We start from the raw sequence: 14,789 nt of genomic DNA on the forward strand, positions 1-14,789 counted from the left end.
TGGGGGGATGACCGACCTTCCCATCGCCAGCGATCGTTGGCCTGCGGGATCCGAGCGGGTCCCGTTCTCTATGAGAGGTGACTTCATGACCCTTTGGGCCAGTTTCTGGGACATCGTCTGGTGGTTCCTGGCGGTGTTCGTCCTGTTCGCGTACCTGTTCGCGCTGTTCGCGATCATCACGGACCTGTTCCGCGATCACAAGCTGAACGGGTGGGCGAAGGCGGCCTGGCTGCTCTTCCTTGTCTTCGTCCCGTTCCTCACCGCGCTGATCTACCTGATCGCCCGCGGTGGAGGGATGGCGGAACGCGGCGTCCGCGAAACGCAGGCCGCGCAATCCGCCGCCGCCGACTACATCAAGTCCGTGGCCGGCAGCAGCCCGAGCGACGAGATCGCGAAGGCGAAGGCCCTCCTCGACGGCGGCACCATCACCGCTGCGGAGTACGAGCAGATCAAGACGCGCGTGCTCGCGGGCTGATCCGAGGCGAAGCAGGGGCTCGTGGTCTCACGCGACGGCGAGCCCCTCCCCGTGTCGATCCGGTCAGAGCAGACCGACACGGCGAGCAGCCTCGACCGCCTCGGCACGTCCGTTGACCTGGAGCTTGCTGTAGATGCTTCGCAGCTGTGACTTGACGGTGTTGGCGCTGACGTACCGACGCCCTGCGATCTCGGCGATGCTCTGGTGGGCGGGAAGCTCCCGCAGCAACTCCTGTTCCCGCGCCGTGAGCTTCGCGATCGTGACGGTCGCGGCCTTCTCCGACATCGCCATGTCCGGATGCGCGAGGATCTCCTCTGCCACAGGCCGCCACGCCCCCAACCGTTCGATGCGTGCACGCAGCACGACCGACGGCTCGTTCCCCTCCTGGAGGAACGGCCGCACGGCCCCCAGCGGCGCCGCGCACATCAGCGCGTTCAGGATCGCCGCGGTCGCCGACGAGTCACGTCTGTGGCGGTGCGCGTGAACGGCAAGAGCCACCCAGGCAGAGGCCAGAGCCAGCGGGGTGAATCGTGGAGCACCGCCCGCCAAGGCCTCACGGAGGACGTGATCGCCCTCACGGTTCGGATGCCGGAGGAAAGCCGCTGTCGCCGATTCGACGCTGTATTCGCCGAGAACACGACGACAGCGCGCCAGGAGCCGGTCTGCCAGCGGCACGTCACCCTGGCGGATGGCGGACCCGATCGCAGGAACCACGGCATAGGCAAGGCTGGAGACCGTGTCGGAGAGGTCGTTCTCGATCAGAGCCACCACCCGCGCGAGCGCGGCGCCGCCCCCACGGCGGGTGAGCTCGTCGAGCGCGAGGAGCATCTGCGTCAAGTGGTCGAGGCGTGCGCCGGCACGAGGACTCCAGTGCTCCAGCACGCTCGTCGAGAGAGGGTCGGCCCGGTGATAGGCACGCGTCGCCTGGAGGCAGACGGCGCGCGCAGCCACGGTATCCCGCTCATCGGCGCCACTGAGCCGGTCACGTTCGATCTGGAGGAGGACAGGCTCCATGTCGACCCGACTCGGCGCCCGGGAGACGATCGACAGCGCACTCTCCAGGATGAGCATCCGCAACCACCGCAGTTCCGAGGTGTCGGCGGTCGGCGAGCCGAGGTGCACGAGCGCCGCGCTCCTGTTGTCGTTCATCTCGCCATCCACCCCTCCCGTGGTCCACACCTGCACATACTCGAGAAGGAGTGCGGTTCCGCGGGAGCAGGACGCGTCGACGGCTAGTGGCGGCCGGTCCCGCATGTCGCCCCGCCGCCGATTCGCGTGCGCCCACAGCGCGTCCACGATCTCGTCCACGGCGGTCCGCTCAGCCCTCCGCTGGGCGTGGGTGCGGACACGGAGGAGCTGCGCTGCCCCTGGGCGATCGGGGAAGTGCGGAATCGCGAGAAGCAGCCCCATATCCGCCTCCAGCCTCTCGCGGTCCCGGGGCGCGACCGCGCGAACGGCACGCATCACCGGGCCGGATTCGCCTTGGAAGATCAACTCGTAGCCGTGCTGATCGAGGAAGGCGGCGAGCGCGGCCGCGTCTGCGGCCCGGACTGTCTGAGCGAGGGCGCTGCGCAGATCGCCCCTCGCCGAGAACCACCGCGCCGCTGCTGCGTGGGCGCTGTTCGCCCGTGGGAGATCGCGTCGTCGCTGCTCTGCGGCGAGAAACGCCCAGAGGATGGGATGGAACCGATAGGAATCCGCGTCCTGTCGCATCACGAGCGAGTTGGCACAGGCGAGCTGCTCGAGAACACGACCGGCGTCGGGACTCCCCGTCACCGTGACGGCGAGTGCTGCCGATACCGTCGGCGCGACAGCCGACCAGACGAGCACTTCTTCCTGCTCCGGATCGAGAGCGGACAGCACCTCGGTGACGAGATAGTCGGCGACAGGGCGACTGTCGCCGTCGAACCGATCCACCACCGAGCCGTCGCCCGTCTCCCGCAGACGGCGCACGAGCACGAGTGCGGTCGCCCACCCACCGGTGCGGGCGAGGAGACCGCGGAGCTGCTTCCCGGTGGGGGCTGTCACATCCGCGAGAAGGCTGGTCGCCTCGTCGGCGGTGAAGGCGAGATCGGCACCGGAGATCTCGCTGGTTCGCACCCACCTGGCGGGCGACACCGGAAGTGCATCGAATCTGCCGGCGAGAACCACCCGAAGGCGGCCATCGCCGCTGTCGACCGCCGCCGCGATGGCCTCCCGCGCTTGCGCCGACGACCGATCCAGCTGGTCGATCACGAGATACACCCGGGAGGCACCTGCCGCCCTGCTCCGCTGGATCGCGTCGAACACCTGCGCCTCATCGGCGGCATCTGCGAAACACACCAGGCCGTCGACGGTGGCCATCCACTGCCGGAGAAGCACGGACTTGCCCGAGCCGGCGGGAGCCCAGATACCCACGACCCTGATCTCACGCTCGAAGGCGTCGAAGATCCGCCGCAACCGAGGTCGGTCGACCAGGCCGCTCCGTTGCAGGAGCGCAACCACTGATCCGCGTGCGTGAGTGATGTCCCCGAGATCTATCATCTCGGTATTATTTCACCCTTTACCCGCGGACTCGCGTCGGTCGTGGTTCTGCTCTCGTCAGCGCGTCCGAGCGACCCGCTTCTCGTCCCACACGGGCTCGTCCGATTCGTAGACGTCGCCGTCCGACCCGAAGACCAGGAAACGGTCGAACGACCGGGCGAACCAGCGGTCGTGCGTCACCGCCAGCACGGTCCCCTCGAATCGCGCCAGGGCCTGCTCCAGCGCCTCGGCCGATTCCAGATCGAGGTTGTCGGTGGGTTCGTCCAGCAGCAGCAGCGTCGCCCCGGAGAGCTCGAGCAGCAGCACCTGGAACCGCGCCTGCTGCCCGCCCGACAGCGAGTCGAACGTCTGCTGCGCCTGCCGCACGAGGCCGTACCGATCGAGCGCCGAACTCGCGGCATCCCGCGGCATCCCCGCCCGACGGTCGTCGCCGCGGTGCAGGATCTCCAGCAGCGTGCGCCCGACGAACTCCGGATGCGCGTGAGTCTGGGCGAACAGTCCGGGCACGACGCGTGCGCCGAGAGTCGCCGTGCCGGTGTGCGCCACCGTGGTCACCTGCTCTCCTGTCGACGTGACGTGACCGAGCGTGGCATCAGGGTCGCTGCCGCCACGGGCGAGCAACCGCAGGAAGTGCGACTTGCCCGATCCGTTGGAACCGAGCACCGCGACCCGGTCGCCGTACCAGACCTCCGCGTCGAAGGGACGCATGAGCCCGGTCAGCTCGAGACGCTGTGCGACCACGGCCCGCTTGCCGGTGCGTGCGCCGCGCAGACGCATGTCGAAGTCCTGCGTGGGCGGACGCTCCTCGGGCGGGCCCGCCTCCTCGAACTTGCGCAGGCGCGTCTGTGCCGCCTGATAGCGCGACGCGAACCCGTCGTTCGCCGACGCCTTGACTTTGAGGTTCGCGACGAGGGTGCGCAGCTTCTCGTGCTGCTCGTCCCAGCGCCGACGCAGCTCGTCCAGTCGGTCCATCCGGTCGGTCCGCGCCTGCTGATACGTCGAGAAGCCTCCGCCGTGCACCCATGCCGTGGCACCGGCGCCGCCGGGCTCCAGCGTGATCAGGCGGTCGACGGCGCGTGCGAGCAACTCGCGGTCGTGCGACACGAGCAGCACGGTCTTCGGCGTCTGACGCAGCTGCTCCTCCAGCCACCGCTTCGTCGGCACGTCGAGGTAGTTGTCCGGCTCGTCGAGCAGCAGCACCTCATCGGGTCCGCGCAGCAGGGCTTCAAGCGCGAGCCGCTTCTGCTCACCCCCCGAGAGGGTGGTGAGTTCGCGATACCGCGCCCGCTCGAACGGCACGCCGAGCGCCGCGACCGTGCACTGATCCCAGACGGTCTCGTGTTCGTATCCACCGGCATCCGCGTACTCGGCGATCGCCGTGGCGTAGGCCATCTGCGTGTCGTGCTCGTCGCGTTCGATCAGTGCGTTCTCGGCGGCCTCGAGAGCCTCGGCCGCCGCGCGGATGCGAGCCGGCGCGACGCGCACCAGCAGCTGGTGCACGGTCTCGCCCGCCTCGCCGTGACCGACGAACTGGTCCATGACACCGAGACCGCCATCGATCGTGACCACGCCGTCATCGGCGGGCCGATCACCGCGGATGATGCGCAGCAGAGTGGTCTTGCCCGCCCCGTTCGGTCCGATCAGGGCGCTGGTGGAGCCTGCACCCACCCGGAACGTCGCCTCGTCGAGAAGCGGTCTGCCGTCGGGGAGCGTCAGTGAGACGCTGGAGACATCGATGTAGCCCACGGTGCGTGGCCGTCCTTCCGCCCGCGCATGCCGAGCCGACCAGGCTATCAGGCGCGGGCGCCGCGCACCGAACCGCGCTCAGCCGAGAGCGCTCGATGTCGGCACGGGCGCCGCGAAGAGGTCGAGCACGGGGCAGTGCGCATCCACGACGGTGCGCAGGTTCTCGTACTGCTCGGCGCTGTCCGGGCCCGTGATGTCGACCGAGACCCGGACATCGTGGAAGCCTGCTCTCCCCGACTCGTCGATGCCGAAGAGCTTGCGCACATCGAGGTCGCCCTCCGCCGTGATCTCGATCTGGTCGATAGTGAGACCGAGCGCCTGCGCGTAGAGCCGGTACACGACCACCTGACACGAGATGAGCGCACCCAGCGCGTACTCGACGGGGCTCGCCGCCACATCGTCGCCGGCCAGCGCACCGGGCTCGTCGACCAGGAAGCGGTGCTTCCCTGCGCGGATCTCGGTGGCGACGGAGCCGATGCCCCGCCCGCTCACGCGGTAGGTGAGCTGTGCGTTCGCGGCATCCGCGGCGATCCGCTCGTTCCACGCGGTTCCGGCGTCGGTGAGTCGCCGAGCGCGTTCGGCGGGAGTGACATCGGCGATACCGGCGAGCTGGTCCTGGATGAGAGTCATGGCCCGACGGTAGCGATCCCTGCGCTCGGGCGGCATGAGGACCGTCATCCGGCTTCACACCCGGAAACGGAGCGTCACGGATGCGACGCTCCGCGGTTCAGATCACCGCCGGAGCTGCTCGACGCGTTCAGATTCGCCCCAGGCGCGATCCGCCGTGAGCGCGACCGCGTCGAGACGCGCCGCCACCGCGAGGCACAGCCGATCGCCGAGCGAGAGGCCGCTCCCACGCTTCCACAGCCGGGCCGCCTCCTCGGCGTCACGGTGCGACACAGGCTCGACGCGCAATCGATAGCTGAGCAGCAGTCCGGACGCCACGCCCCAGTCGGCACCGGATGCGCGCACCTTCTGCGCGACCTCGGACCAGTTCGCCGCTCCGACCACCGCATCGTCGAGAATCTCCTCCACGCGATCGGCTCCGGGTTCGCCCTGCAGGAATGCGAGGAGTGCGGACGCATCCAGGACGATCACGCAGCGGCGTCCTCGGAGCTCGCGGCTGCTCGACGTTCGGCGAGGAGCGATTTCAGAACGTCTTTGCCTTCGAGCTGAGACCTGACGAGGGCCTTGGCCTGCTCGCGGGTGACCAGGATGACCCCACCCACAGTCTCGATCATCAGCAGCGGCACGCCCTGCTCCCAATGCTGGCGGCTGCGGAGCTCAGCGGGGATGACCAGCCGACCGCGATCACCCATCGGCGCGACGAACGTGGTATCCATGGGCCCACGGTACCACTCATGCGCACGCAGTGGGATGTCAGTCGGCGCGGCTCAGGCTCGTCAGCACCTCGGTGCGGGGTGCCGACGGGAGGACGAAGCGAAACTCGGTGCCCACGCCCTCCTGACTCGTCACGTCCATGCTCCCGCCGTGCGCCAGGACGATCGCCCGGGTGATCGTGAGCCCGAGACCGACACCCGGCACGGCATTGCGCGTCGCGGTCGACGCGCGGAAGAACCGGGTGAACAGCATCCCCTGTTCGTCTTCCGGGATCCCGACGCCCGTGTCCTGCACGGCCAGCTCCACTCCCCCGTCGACCGGACGGACGCGGGCGTTGACGCGCCCGCCACGCGGGGTGAACTTGATCGCGTTGGACAGCAGATTGTCGAGAGCCTGACCGATCCGCCCGGAGTCGATCAGGAGAGGAATGGCGTCAGCACCGACCTCCGCCGCGATCTCTATGCCCTCGCGCTGCGCGTGCGGCCCCGCCGAGACAACCGCCGATCGGACGAGCTCGGCGATATCGACCTCTTCGCGCTCGAGCGGGAACCTCCCGGACTCGACCTGCGCGGTGAAGAGCAGATCACCGACGAGGTTGAGCAGACGCTTCGCATTGCGCTCGATGATGCCGACGAACTCCTGCTGGTCGACGGTGAGCGGCTGACCGGGATCGTTCTGCAGCAGATCGAGGAAGCCGATGATCGCGCTCAGCGGCGTGCGGAGCTCGTGGGAGATCATCCCGACGAACTCGTCCTTCATGCGCGCGACCTCGACCGCCCTGGTCTCGTCGGTGAGCACGAACAGGTATCCCTGCTGCGCGCCGGCGCCGTCCTTGTGCGGGGTGACGGTGACCCGGGCGGGAACCGTCGTACCGCCCGCCGTCGTCACCTCGACGTCCCCGTCGACCGGGAGCCCGGCATCAGCCTGCGAGAACAGCGCCTGGATTCCGGGCGAGAGCTCCGCATAGCCGGGCAGAAGCTCGTGGTCCGAGCCGGGACGGTCGACGTTGTCGGCGGCCAGCATCGACAGGACCGCCGTCGAGAAGAAGCGGTCGATGCGCACGTCGTCGCGGGCCTCCTCCGCCGAGAGTCCCAGCAGGCGTTCCGCTCCGGGATTCCAGGCCGTGATCTTCCCACTGCAGTCCGTCGCGATCACCGCCTGCGCCGTGATCGACGCCCACAGGCTCTCGAACGAGTCCAGCAGCTCGCGGTACTGACGTTCCTTGTCGCGGAGCTGCACGATCATCGCGACGTTCTCCGACAACGCTCTCGTGCGTTCGACGACGAGCTCCTCCGCCTGGTCGACGCGCATGCGCTGCTGCCGGGAGAGCTGGTTGATGACCGCGGCCACCGCAGAGAACACCAGCGGACCGACCACCCCGCGCAGCCACTCGACCGAGGTGTCCGGGGGGTTGGTGAAGTACGGCATCAGGAGCGCGATCGAGGTCAACCCGCCGACGACGAACACCCACCGGATGCCGGGAGCCGCGGCCAACCAGACCACGGGCAGGAGCACGAGCGAGGAGAAGAGCGAGGTGGCGCCGCCTGTGCCGGTGCGGAAGAGACCGAGACCGACGATATCGACGATGGGGATGAGCAGTACGGCCCAGCCGTCATGCATCCCCCGCGTCGTGAGCACGGCGGCGAGCACGGTGGCCGCGAGGACGACGGCGATCCCTGCCACCGCGGGCATGACATGCGTGATCGGAAGATCGGGGACCCACCAGGTCAGGATCGCCGCGATGATCGTGGCGATGACCGTCGGCGCCTGCTTGAGCAGCGGGCTCGGGTTGTCGAAGACCTGATACCAGCGGTTCTCCGCGCGGCCGAGCGGCGTCGCCCTCATCGTGGCACCCTTTCGACGATGGCGTGCAGGTCGGCGCCCGTGATCGGTTTCGGCAGCGCGGCATCCGCCGGCGGGTAGTCGGCGGCATCGAGCACCGAGCTGATCACGAGGAAGCAGTCGGGGAATCGCTCCTGCACCAGGCGCGCGCAGGCCTGCCCGGAGATTCCCGGGAGCAGCAGATCGAGCACGGCGACCACGGGGTCGATATCCGGGAAGGCCGCGATCGCCGACTCGGCGTCGTGCGCGATGAAGACGTCGAAGCCCTCACGATCGAGATAGCGCCGCAGGAGCGCAGCTTGGTCGGGAGCGTCCTCGACGACGAGGGCCAACGGCCTCCCGGTCATCGAAGGAACAGCTCTCGCACGACGACGACCACGACGACGACGACGAGCGCGAGAACAGCCTGCGGGATCAGTCGTCGCTCGCGCCGGGCATCCGCGACGATCTCCTCCCGCTCGGCTTCGGGTGACGGTGCAGCGTTCATGAGTCGACGCGTCCGATCTTCTCGGTCTTGATCCAGGAGGCGTCAGCACGACGCCACTCTTTGATGTAGGAGTCCACGGTGATCGCGCACAGCAGGGAGCCGTAGCCGCAGATGTAGAGCAGGAGCCCGGCGAAGAAACGCCCGCCCGGAAGCTTCTCGACCGCGCGCGCGAGCCAGATCCCGAGCATCGAGATCGGGCCCCAGAGGTAGAAGATCACGGCCCAGAGGATGCGCGTCTCGTCGGTGAGATCCAGTCCGACGGCCTCGAGACCGGATTCGAATGCCCACGGGAAGAGGGCGATCACCATCAGGAGGAGCGCACCCAGCCCCGGGAACATGATCGCCTCGCGCCAGGAGTGCCGGCCCGTACGGGGATCGAGCTGCACCGCGTACAGCATCGAATACAGGTAGATGCAGGCCGCCGAGATCCACATGAAGCGGAAGACGAACTCCGCGATGTCGCTGTGCAGCACGAGCAGAGCGAGCATTCCCGCCGCGGCGAGCAGCATGAACGCGGGCAGCAGGAGGATGGTGAACCAGGCCAGTCCGAACGAGAAGCTGCCCAGGTTGTGCTCGCGGCTCGGACGGAACCACAGCTTGCGGTAGATCGAGGTCAGCTGCACGTTGCCGCGGGCCCAGCGCAGTCGCTGCTTCCAGAGGCTGTCGATCGTCCGTGGCTCTTCGGCGAGCACGACGGCGTGCGGCTCGAAGACCATCCGGCGCCCCTTGAGCTGGCCCTCGAACGTGGTCATCGTGTCTTCGGCGAGAGTCCCCGTCGGGATCCGCCCGCCGATCGCCTCGAGGTTGGCCCGCGAATGCAGCTGGGCGCCGCCGGCGAGACAGGCGATCGCGCCGCCGACGTTCTGCACCCGACGGGCGGAGAGCTGGCCGATCACGTACTCGATCGCGATGAACCGCGTGAGGTAGTTGCGGTCGCGGCTGCCCTCGGCGATGTAGGCGGTCACCGCCCCGACCTTGTCGTCGGCGAGATGCCGGCTGAGTTTGCGCAGGGAGTCGCGCGCGAAGATCACGTCGGCGTCCATGATGAGCACGGCTTCGGTCCAGACGTCGGCGAGCACCACATCCAGGCCGTGGTTGAGCGTATGAGCCTTGCCCTCGCCACCCTTCTCGCGCCGCAGGTGCACGACCCGTCCGGGGTGGGCATCGGCCTTGGCCCCGACGATGGCGGGGGTGTCGTCGGTGGACGCGTCGTCGACGACGAACACGCGCAGGCGATCGGCGGGGTACTCCAGCTGGAGCAGCCGCTCGATCGCCGGGCCGATGACAGCCCCCTCGTTCCACGCCGGGATGATGACGGCGACGTTCGGATGGTACGGCGCGGCCTTGCCGTAGTGGTTGCGGAACGCATGCACCGGCAGCATGAGGAACTGCAGCCCCGTGTTGATCACCGGCAGCGTGCCGACCAGGACGCACAGCAGGAGGATGACCACGAACACGGTCTGCAGCCAGGTCAGATCGGCCATCAAGACACCTCCACCGCATCGAGCAGCGGGATGACACGGGAGTAGCGGCCGACCTCGGCGGCGTCGTGGCTGTCCGTGGAGGCGACGATCACTCCCCCGGCGCGGCGGAGGGCCGACAGCGCTTCGACGCCGGGGCACCCCCACTTCTCATTGACCTCGACCAGGGTGTCGGTCTGCGCCGCGGCGAGCGCCCACGCCTGCGTGCGCTCCGGGCCGAGATCGAACTCGGACAGACCGATCTTGGGGAGGATCGAGAAGCAGTGCGCGAGCTGATTCCCGGGATGCCGACGCATCGTCGCGATGAGCGCGTCGACGAACTGATCCAGCACGTCGTCCGGGGCCCACCCCGCGGCGATCCGATCGCGCACGGTCGAGGGGCCGAGGGGGCCGTCCGTCCCGGGGAACTGGTGGTCGGCGATCAGGATCCGGTCGATGCCCTCCGGCAGCACCGGGATGTCGAGCGACCCCGCAGCATCCAGGATCTTGGCCTCGACGCCCGAGAGCACGGTGAGTCCATCGGGCACCCGCAGCGCGCGCACGGCGGCCAGGTACTCGGGCACCCACGTGGTGCTCTGACGCACGTGGTCGACGAGACGCAGCGAGGTCAACCCGGCCGCGACCGCGGCATCGACGTTCTGGGCGAGCGTCGAGACGGCATCGTCCGAGAAGGTCGAGTGCACGTGATGGTCGCCGCGCAGTACGGCGTGGGTCACAGCTCCTCCTGATGACCCGCGTGCTCGGAGACCAGCAGGTCGTCGACCTCGACGATCACATCTTCGAGGAAGCGCACCGACGCGACTTCGCGGAACGGAACGCGCACCGGCAGCTCGCGTCCGAGGAACAGGTCGGCCACGAGTGACGGGATGTCGACACCGGCCGCGATCGTCAGCGGCAGCGCGCCGGGGAAGCGCGGATTGACCTCGAGCAGCACGGCCCGGCCGGCGCGGTCCCGGCGCAGTTGCACGTTCGCGACGCCGACGAGTCCGATGGCGCGGGCGATCGATGCCGCCGCCTCTTCGAGCTCCGGGTCCTGCACGGTGCGTCCGGCGATGGCGACGCCGGAATCGACCCGCGCACGGGTGCGGGGCACCGCGGCGACCACGTGACCCGTCGCATCCGCGATGACGTCGACCGAGTATTCCTCCCCCGGAAGGAAGTCCTGCACGATCAGACCCTCGTCCGTGGGGAGCGCCTCGAGTGCCGCACGATCGGGCACGAGACGCACGCCGCGACTGCCGGCGCCCTGGCGCGGCTTGGCGAAGACCGGGAACTCCCAGTCGACGGCCTGCGCGTCAGGGCCGGCGAGGACCGTGCGAGGAGTGAGACCGGTCGGCGCGCACCGTTCGGCGAGCGCGAGCTTGTCCAGCGCCGTGTTCAGCGTGTCGGCCGACGGCGCGGCGAGCACGGCGGGTGCCAGTTCGTCCCGCCGCTCGGCCAGGGCGATGAGCTCGACGTCGACCGTCGAAATCACGAGATCGAGTTGATCAGCCTCGACCATGCGCGCGATCGCCGGCACGAAGTCGTCGTCCCTTCCCGGTGGGACCAGGCGACGCTGGGCCGGGGGCACCAGATAGATTCCGCTCGCCCAGCCGTCCATGTCGGCGGCGAACACGGTCAGATCGGATCGGCGGAGGAGGGATCGGATCACGGCGACTCCGGCCGGTCCGCCTGCTCCGGTCACCAGCACACGCTTCGTCATCAGCTCTCCCGTCGGCTGAGTTCATGGGCGCCGATGAACTCAGCCGTCTCGCGCACCACTTCCAGGGGTTCCACGGCTGTTCCGCCGCCGAACCGCGACCAGTACCGCGCCGTCGCGGTGACGAACTCGGGTGCCAGGTAGTCGCGATTCGCCGTCTGCGAGCTGAAACGCTCCAGCAGCCGGAGCTTGTCGTCGAGGTACTGATCGATCCGCACGAACCGGGTGGGACGGAAATCGATCGTCGACGACGGGCTCTGATAGCAGGCGACCGTGCCCACGCGACGGGTCGCCACGATCGTGGCCTCGCTCACCGCACGGTGATCCTGGTGCCGGTCGTTGCTCGAGTGCGTGTAGACGATCGTCGGCTGGATCTCCTGCACGACCTCCTCGATGAGGCGCACGGTCGAGCCGCCGCCGGAGATCTCCGTGTCCACGAGATCCTTCAGGAACAGCCGGGCGCCGAGCATCTCCGCCGCCGCCAGCGACTCGTCCTGTCGGCTCGCGGCATCGCCGCCGCGGGCTCCGCGGGACAGGGTGAGGATCGTGATCTCGTCCTGCGCACGCGAGTGAGCAGCGAGGAGTCCACCGACCCCGATCTCGACGTCGTCGGGATGGGCGCCGATCGCGAGCACGCGCTCCGTCGGGCGCGCCTCTTCCCGGCGACGGCGTCCTTCCTCGACCAGTCGCATGACCGACTCGACGAGCTTGGCGTTGTCGAGGGGTTTGGTGAGGAACTCATCGGCCTGTGCGCGCAGAGCCGAGACGGCGTACTCGACCGACACGTGGGCGGTCATCACCACGACGGGAACGGTGGGGACCGTGCGCCGGAGTTCGGCGAGCAGTTCGAGTCCGTTGAGTCCGGGCATCTCGATGTCGGTCACGACGACGTCCGGGCGCACCTGCGCCACGCGTTCGACAGCGGCCCGCCCGTCTTCGGCGACGTCGACGATGCAGCCGGCCCGCCTCTCGAGCACGGTCTTCACGAGCAGGGCGACGTCGGCGTCGTCGTCGACGACGAGGACTCTGGGAGCATCCTCAGGCATGTGTACAGCTCTCCTTGGGGAGGTTCCCTGACCGATGGGGATCGGCGAGTGCGATCTCGGCGCCTTCAACACCGGGACCGCAGGGAAAGTCGAGCGGGGTATGTCGATTCTGGCATAGCCCGTTCGCCACTCGGGCTCGCCGCCTCAGGATCCGGCGGCAGCGGCCTTCTTCTCCTGTTGGTAGACCCGGATCGCCTCGTAGCGGTCGGCCGAGCGGGCGCGACGCTTGGCCGCCTCGTCATCGCGATTCTTCGGCGGGGCGGTCGTGACGAGTTCGTCCAACAGGGCACGGGTCGCCTGCGCGATCTCGGCGACCGCGCGGTCGAACGCGGCGCGATTGGCACGCGACGGCGCGTTCGCCCCGGAGATCTTCCGGACGAACTGGAGGGCCGCCTCGTGGCACTCCTCGTCGGTCGCGGCGGGCTCGAGGTTGTTCAGCGGAACGATGTTTCGGCACATACCGGCACGGTACGCCGGGCCGTCGACAGACGGAAGGGGCCGGATGCGCGCGGCATCCGGCCCCTCTGCGAAGATCCCGTCGGGATCCGACGTCACTTCTTGTAGTTCGGTGCTTCCACGACGATCTGCACGTCGTGCGGGTGCGACTCCTTGAGCCCCGCCGAGGTGATGCGCACGAACTTGCCGCGCGTCTTGAGCTCTTCGATCGTGCGCGCTCCGACGTAGAACATCGACTGACGGAGACCGCCGACCAGCTGATAGGCGACGGCGGCGAGCGGGCCGCGATACGGCACCTGCCCTTCGATGCCCTCGGGGATCAGCTTGTCGTCGCTGGGGACGTCGGCCTGGAAGTAACGGTCCTTGGAATACGAGGTCTGCTTGCCGCGGGTCTGCATCGCGCCGAGCGAACCCATTCCGCGGTACTGCTTGAACTGCTTACCGGACTGGAAGACGATCTCGCCCGGGGACTCGTCGGTTCCGGCCAGGAGCGAGCCGAGCATGACGGCGTCGGCACCGGCGACGAGAGCCTTGGCGATGTCACCGGAGTACTGCAGTCCCCCGTCGGCGATCACGGGCACGCCCGCCGGTCGGGCCGCCAGCGAGGCCTCGTAGACGGCCGTGACCTGGGGCACTCCCACACCTGCGACGACGCGCGTGGTGCAGATCGACCCGGGACCCACGCCGACCTTGACCGCGTCGACGCCCGCATCGACCAGAGCCTGGGCGCCCTCACGGGTCGCGACGTTGCCGCCGACGATGTCGATGTGCTCGAACGACGCGTCGGCCTTCAGTCGGCGGACGAGGTCGATGACACCCTGGGACTGCCCGTTGGCGGTGTCGACGACGAGCACGTCGACACCGGCGTCGCGCAGCGCCTCGGCACGCTCCCACGCGTCTCCGAAGAAGCCGATCGCGGCACCGACGCGCAGGCGGCCCTGGTCGTCCTTGGTGGCGAGGGGGTACTTCTCGCTCTTGTCGAAGTCCTTGATGGTGATGAGGCCCGCGAGCTTGCCGTTGTCATCGATGAGCGGCAGCTTCTCGACGCGGTGCTTCGCGAACAGCGCGATGACCTCTCCGGCGGCCACCCCGACCGGCGCGGTCACGAGGTTCTCGCTCGTCATGACGTCTTTCACGAAAGTGCTCTGACGCTCGAAGCCCGACACGAAGCGCATGTCGCGGTTGGTGATGATGCCGACCAGCTTGCCGTCGTCGTCGACCACGGGCAGCCCCGAGATGCGGTACTTGGCGCACAGGTTGTCGACCTCTTCGACGGTCGCGTCCTGGGTCGTGGTGATCGGGTCGGTGATCATGCCGGACTCGCTGCGCTTGACGCGGTCGACGTGCGCGGCCTGGTCGGCGATGGAGAGGTTGCGGTGCAGGATGCCGATGCCGCCCTCGCGCGCCATGGCGATCGCCATGCGGGATTCGGTGACCGTGTCCATCGCGCTCGACAGCAGCGGGGTGGCGACCGAGATGCGGCGGGTGATCCGCGACGAGGTGTCCGCTTCGCTGGGGATGACGTCGGTGTGCCCCGGCAGGAGCAGCACATCGTCGTACGTCAGTCCGACGAAGCCGAAGGGATCGTGCTGTTCCATGGATTCTCCTTCTGCGCGAGTCGCGCATGTCCGAGTGCGAGGGGGTGGTCGACGTCGGCCTTTGCGGGGCCACGGCCCGTATGAAGATTCTAAGT

General features: G+C 68.7%; 15 protein-coding genes. 1 reads left to right on the forward strand and 14 read right to left on the reverse strand.

Annotated elements, in window-relative coordinates; translation table 11 throughout:
• Positions 1–85 precede the first annotated feature (85 nt).
• Positions 86–475 carry a PLD nuclease N-terminal domain-containing protein gene (locus tag CQ034_RS14580; RefSeq protein ID WP_105711660.1) on the forward strand — a complete coding sequence of 130 codons (390 nt, stop codon included), beginning with the start codon at positions 86–88 and terminating at the stop codon, positions 473–475.
• A gap of 63 nt (positions 476–538) precedes the next feature.
• Here the strand turns inward: CQ034_RS14580 and CQ034_RS14585 are convergent, their stop codons facing one another.
• From CQ034_RS14585 to guaB, 14 genes are all read right to left on the reverse strand, one after another.
• Complete coding sequence (locus CQ034_RS14585; RefSeq protein WP_146114856.1) at positions 539–2,998, reverse strand: LuxR C-terminal-related transcriptional regulator; 2,460 nt, start codon at positions 2,996–2,998, stop codon at positions 539–541.
• Positions 2,999–3,055: 57 nt separating this feature from the next.
• Complete coding sequence (locus tag CQ034_RS14590; protein WP_105711608.1) at positions 3,056–4,744, reverse strand: ABC-F family ATP-binding cassette domain-containing protein; 1,689 nt, start codon at positions 4,742–4,744, stop codon at positions 3,056–3,058.
• A gap of 78 nt (positions 4,745–4,822) precedes the next feature.
• Positions 4,823–5,374, reverse strand: a complete 552-nt coding sequence (locus tag CQ034_RS14595) for an OsmC family protein (RefSeq protein WP_105711661.1) — start codon at positions 5,372–5,374, stop codon at positions 4,823–4,825.
• A 102-nt stretch (positions 5,375–5,476) separates the two neighbouring features.
• A complete protein-coding gene (locus CQ034_RS14600; protein WP_105711609.1) occupies positions 5,477–5,842 on the reverse strand; it encodes a type II toxin-antitoxin system VapC family toxin in 366 nt (121 codons plus the stop codon).
• Positions 5,839–6,087, reverse strand: a complete 249-nt coding sequence (locus tag CQ034_RS14605) for an AbrB/MazE/SpoVT family DNA-binding domain-containing protein (RefSeq protein WP_029262255.1) — start codon at positions 6,085–6,087, stop codon at positions 5,839–5,841. Before CQ034_RS14605 ends, CQ034_RS14600 begins: the two co-directional genes overlap by 4 nt.
• Positions 6,088–6,124: 37 nt before the next feature.
• Positions 6,125–7,930 (reverse strand): cell wall metabolism sensor histidine kinase WalK, encoded by a 1,806-nt coding sequence (locus tag CQ034_RS14610; RefSeq protein WP_105711610.1) that lies wholly within the window; start codon positions 7,928–7,930, stop codon positions 6,125–6,127.
• Positions 7,927–8,274: a response regulator gene (locus CQ034_RS14615; RefSeq protein WP_105711611.1), complete on the reverse strand. Its 348-nt coding sequence runs from the start codon at positions 8,272–8,274 to the stop codon at positions 7,927–7,929. Before CQ034_RS14615 ends, CQ034_RS14610 begins: the two co-directional genes overlap by 4 nt.
• Positions 8,271–8,414 (reverse strand): hypothetical protein, encoded by a 144-nt coding sequence (locus CQ034_RS19605; protein ID WP_167381624.1) that lies wholly within the window; start codon positions 8,412–8,414, stop codon positions 8,271–8,273. The genes CQ034_RS14615 and CQ034_RS19605 overlap by 4 nt, the downstream gene beginning before the upstream one ends.
• The gene (locus CQ034_RS14620) at positions 8,411–9,898 is read right to left on the reverse strand and encodes a glycosyltransferase (protein WP_105711612.1); all 1,488 of its coding nucleotides are present in this window, start codon (positions 9,896–9,898) and stop codon (positions 8,411–8,413) included. Before CQ034_RS14620 ends, CQ034_RS19605 begins: the two co-directional genes overlap by 4 nt.
• On the reverse strand, positions 9,898–10,611 hold the full coding sequence (locus CQ034_RS14625; RefSeq protein WP_105711613.1) for a PHP domain-containing protein: 714 nt from the start codon (positions 10,609–10,611) through the stop codon (positions 9,898–9,900). The genes CQ034_RS14620 and CQ034_RS14625 overlap by 1 nt, the downstream gene beginning before the upstream one ends.
• On the reverse strand, positions 10,608–11,597 hold the full coding sequence (locus CQ034_RS14630) for an ATP-grasp domain-containing protein (protein ID WP_105711614.1): 990 nt from the start codon (positions 11,595–11,597) through the stop codon (positions 10,608–10,610). The genes CQ034_RS14625 and CQ034_RS14630 overlap by 4 nt, the downstream gene beginning before the upstream one ends.
• Entirely contained in the window at positions 11,597–12,640 is a 1,044-nt protein-coding gene (locus tag CQ034_RS14635; RefSeq protein ID WP_105711615.1) for a response regulator, read from the reverse strand. The genes CQ034_RS14630 and CQ034_RS14635 overlap by 1 nt, the downstream gene beginning before the upstream one ends.
• 144 nt (positions 12,641–12,784) lie before the next feature.
• Positions 12,785–13,099, reverse strand: coding sequence for a DUF2277 domain-containing protein (locus tag CQ034_RS14640; RefSeq protein WP_105711662.1), 315 nt, complete (start codon positions 13,097–13,099; stop codon positions 12,785–12,787).
• A gap of 92 nt (positions 13,100–13,191) precedes the next feature.
• Positions 13,192–14,694 (reverse strand): IMP dehydrogenase, encoded by a 1,503-nt coding sequence (gene guaB, locus CQ034_RS14645; RefSeq protein ID WP_029262247.1) that lies wholly within the window; start codon positions 14,692–14,694, stop codon positions 13,192–13,194.
• Between the last annotated feature and the right edge of the window lie 95 nt (positions 14,695–14,789).

Origin of the sequence: Microbacterium sp. MYb45 (genome assembly GCF_002979655.1) — a bacterium.
Classification (GTDB): Bacteria; Actinomycetota; Actinomycetes; order Actinomycetales; family Microbacteriaceae; genus Microbacterium.

What these genes read in the sequence shown, in the direction of transcription:
- CQ034_RS14580 (WP_105711660.1), top strand. Translation starts at nt 86, where the DNA reads ATGACCCTTTGGGCCAGTTTCTGGGACATCGTCTGGTGGTTCCTGGCG.
- CQ034_RS14635 (WP_105711615.1), bottom strand. Translation starts at nt 12,640, where the DNA reads ATGCCTGAGGATGCTCCCAGAGTCCTCGTCGTCGACGACGACGCCGAC.
- CQ034_RS14620 (WP_105711612.1), bottom strand. Translation starts at nt 9,898, where the DNA reads ATGGCCGATCTGACCTGGCTGCAGACCGTGTTCGTGGTCATCCTCCTG.
- CQ034_RS14615 (WP_105711611.1), bottom strand. Translation starts at nt 8,274, where the DNA reads ATGACCGGGAGGCCGTTGGCCCTCGTCGTCGAGGACGCTCCCGACCAA.
- CQ034_RS14640 (WP_105711662.1), bottom strand. Translation starts at nt 13,099, where the DNA reads ATGTGCCGAAACATCGTTCCGCTGAACAACCTCGAGCCCGCCGCGACC.
- CQ034_RS14605 (WP_029262255.1), bottom strand. Translation starts at nt 6,087, where the DNA reads ATGGATACCACGTTCGTCGCGCCGATGGGTGATCGCGGTCGGCTGGTC.
- CQ034_RS19605 (WP_167381624.1), bottom strand. Translation starts at nt 8,414, where the DNA reads ATGAACGCTGCACCGTCACCCGAAGCCGAGCGGGAGGAGATCGTCGCG.
- CQ034_RS14630 (WP_105711614.1), bottom strand. Translation starts at nt 11,597, where the DNA reads ATGACGAAGCGTGTGCTGGTGACCGGAGCAGGCGGACCGGCCGGAGTC.
- CQ034_RS14585 (WP_146114856.1), bottom strand. Translation starts at nt 2,998, where the DNA reads ATGATAGATCTCGGGGACATCACTCACGCACGCGGATCAGTGGTTGCG.
- CQ034_RS14595 (WP_105711661.1), bottom strand. Translation starts at nt 5,374, where the DNA reads ATGACTCTCATCCAGGACCAGCTCGCCGGTATCGCCGATGTCACTCCC.
- guaB (WP_029262247.1), bottom strand. Translation starts at nt 14,694, where the DNA reads ATGGAACAGCACGATCCCTTCGGCTTCGTCGGACTGACGTACGACGAT.
- CQ034_RS14610 (WP_105711610.1), bottom strand. Translation starts at nt 7,930, where the DNA reads ATGAGGGCGACGCCGCTCGGCCGCGCGGAGAACCGCTGGTATCAGGTC.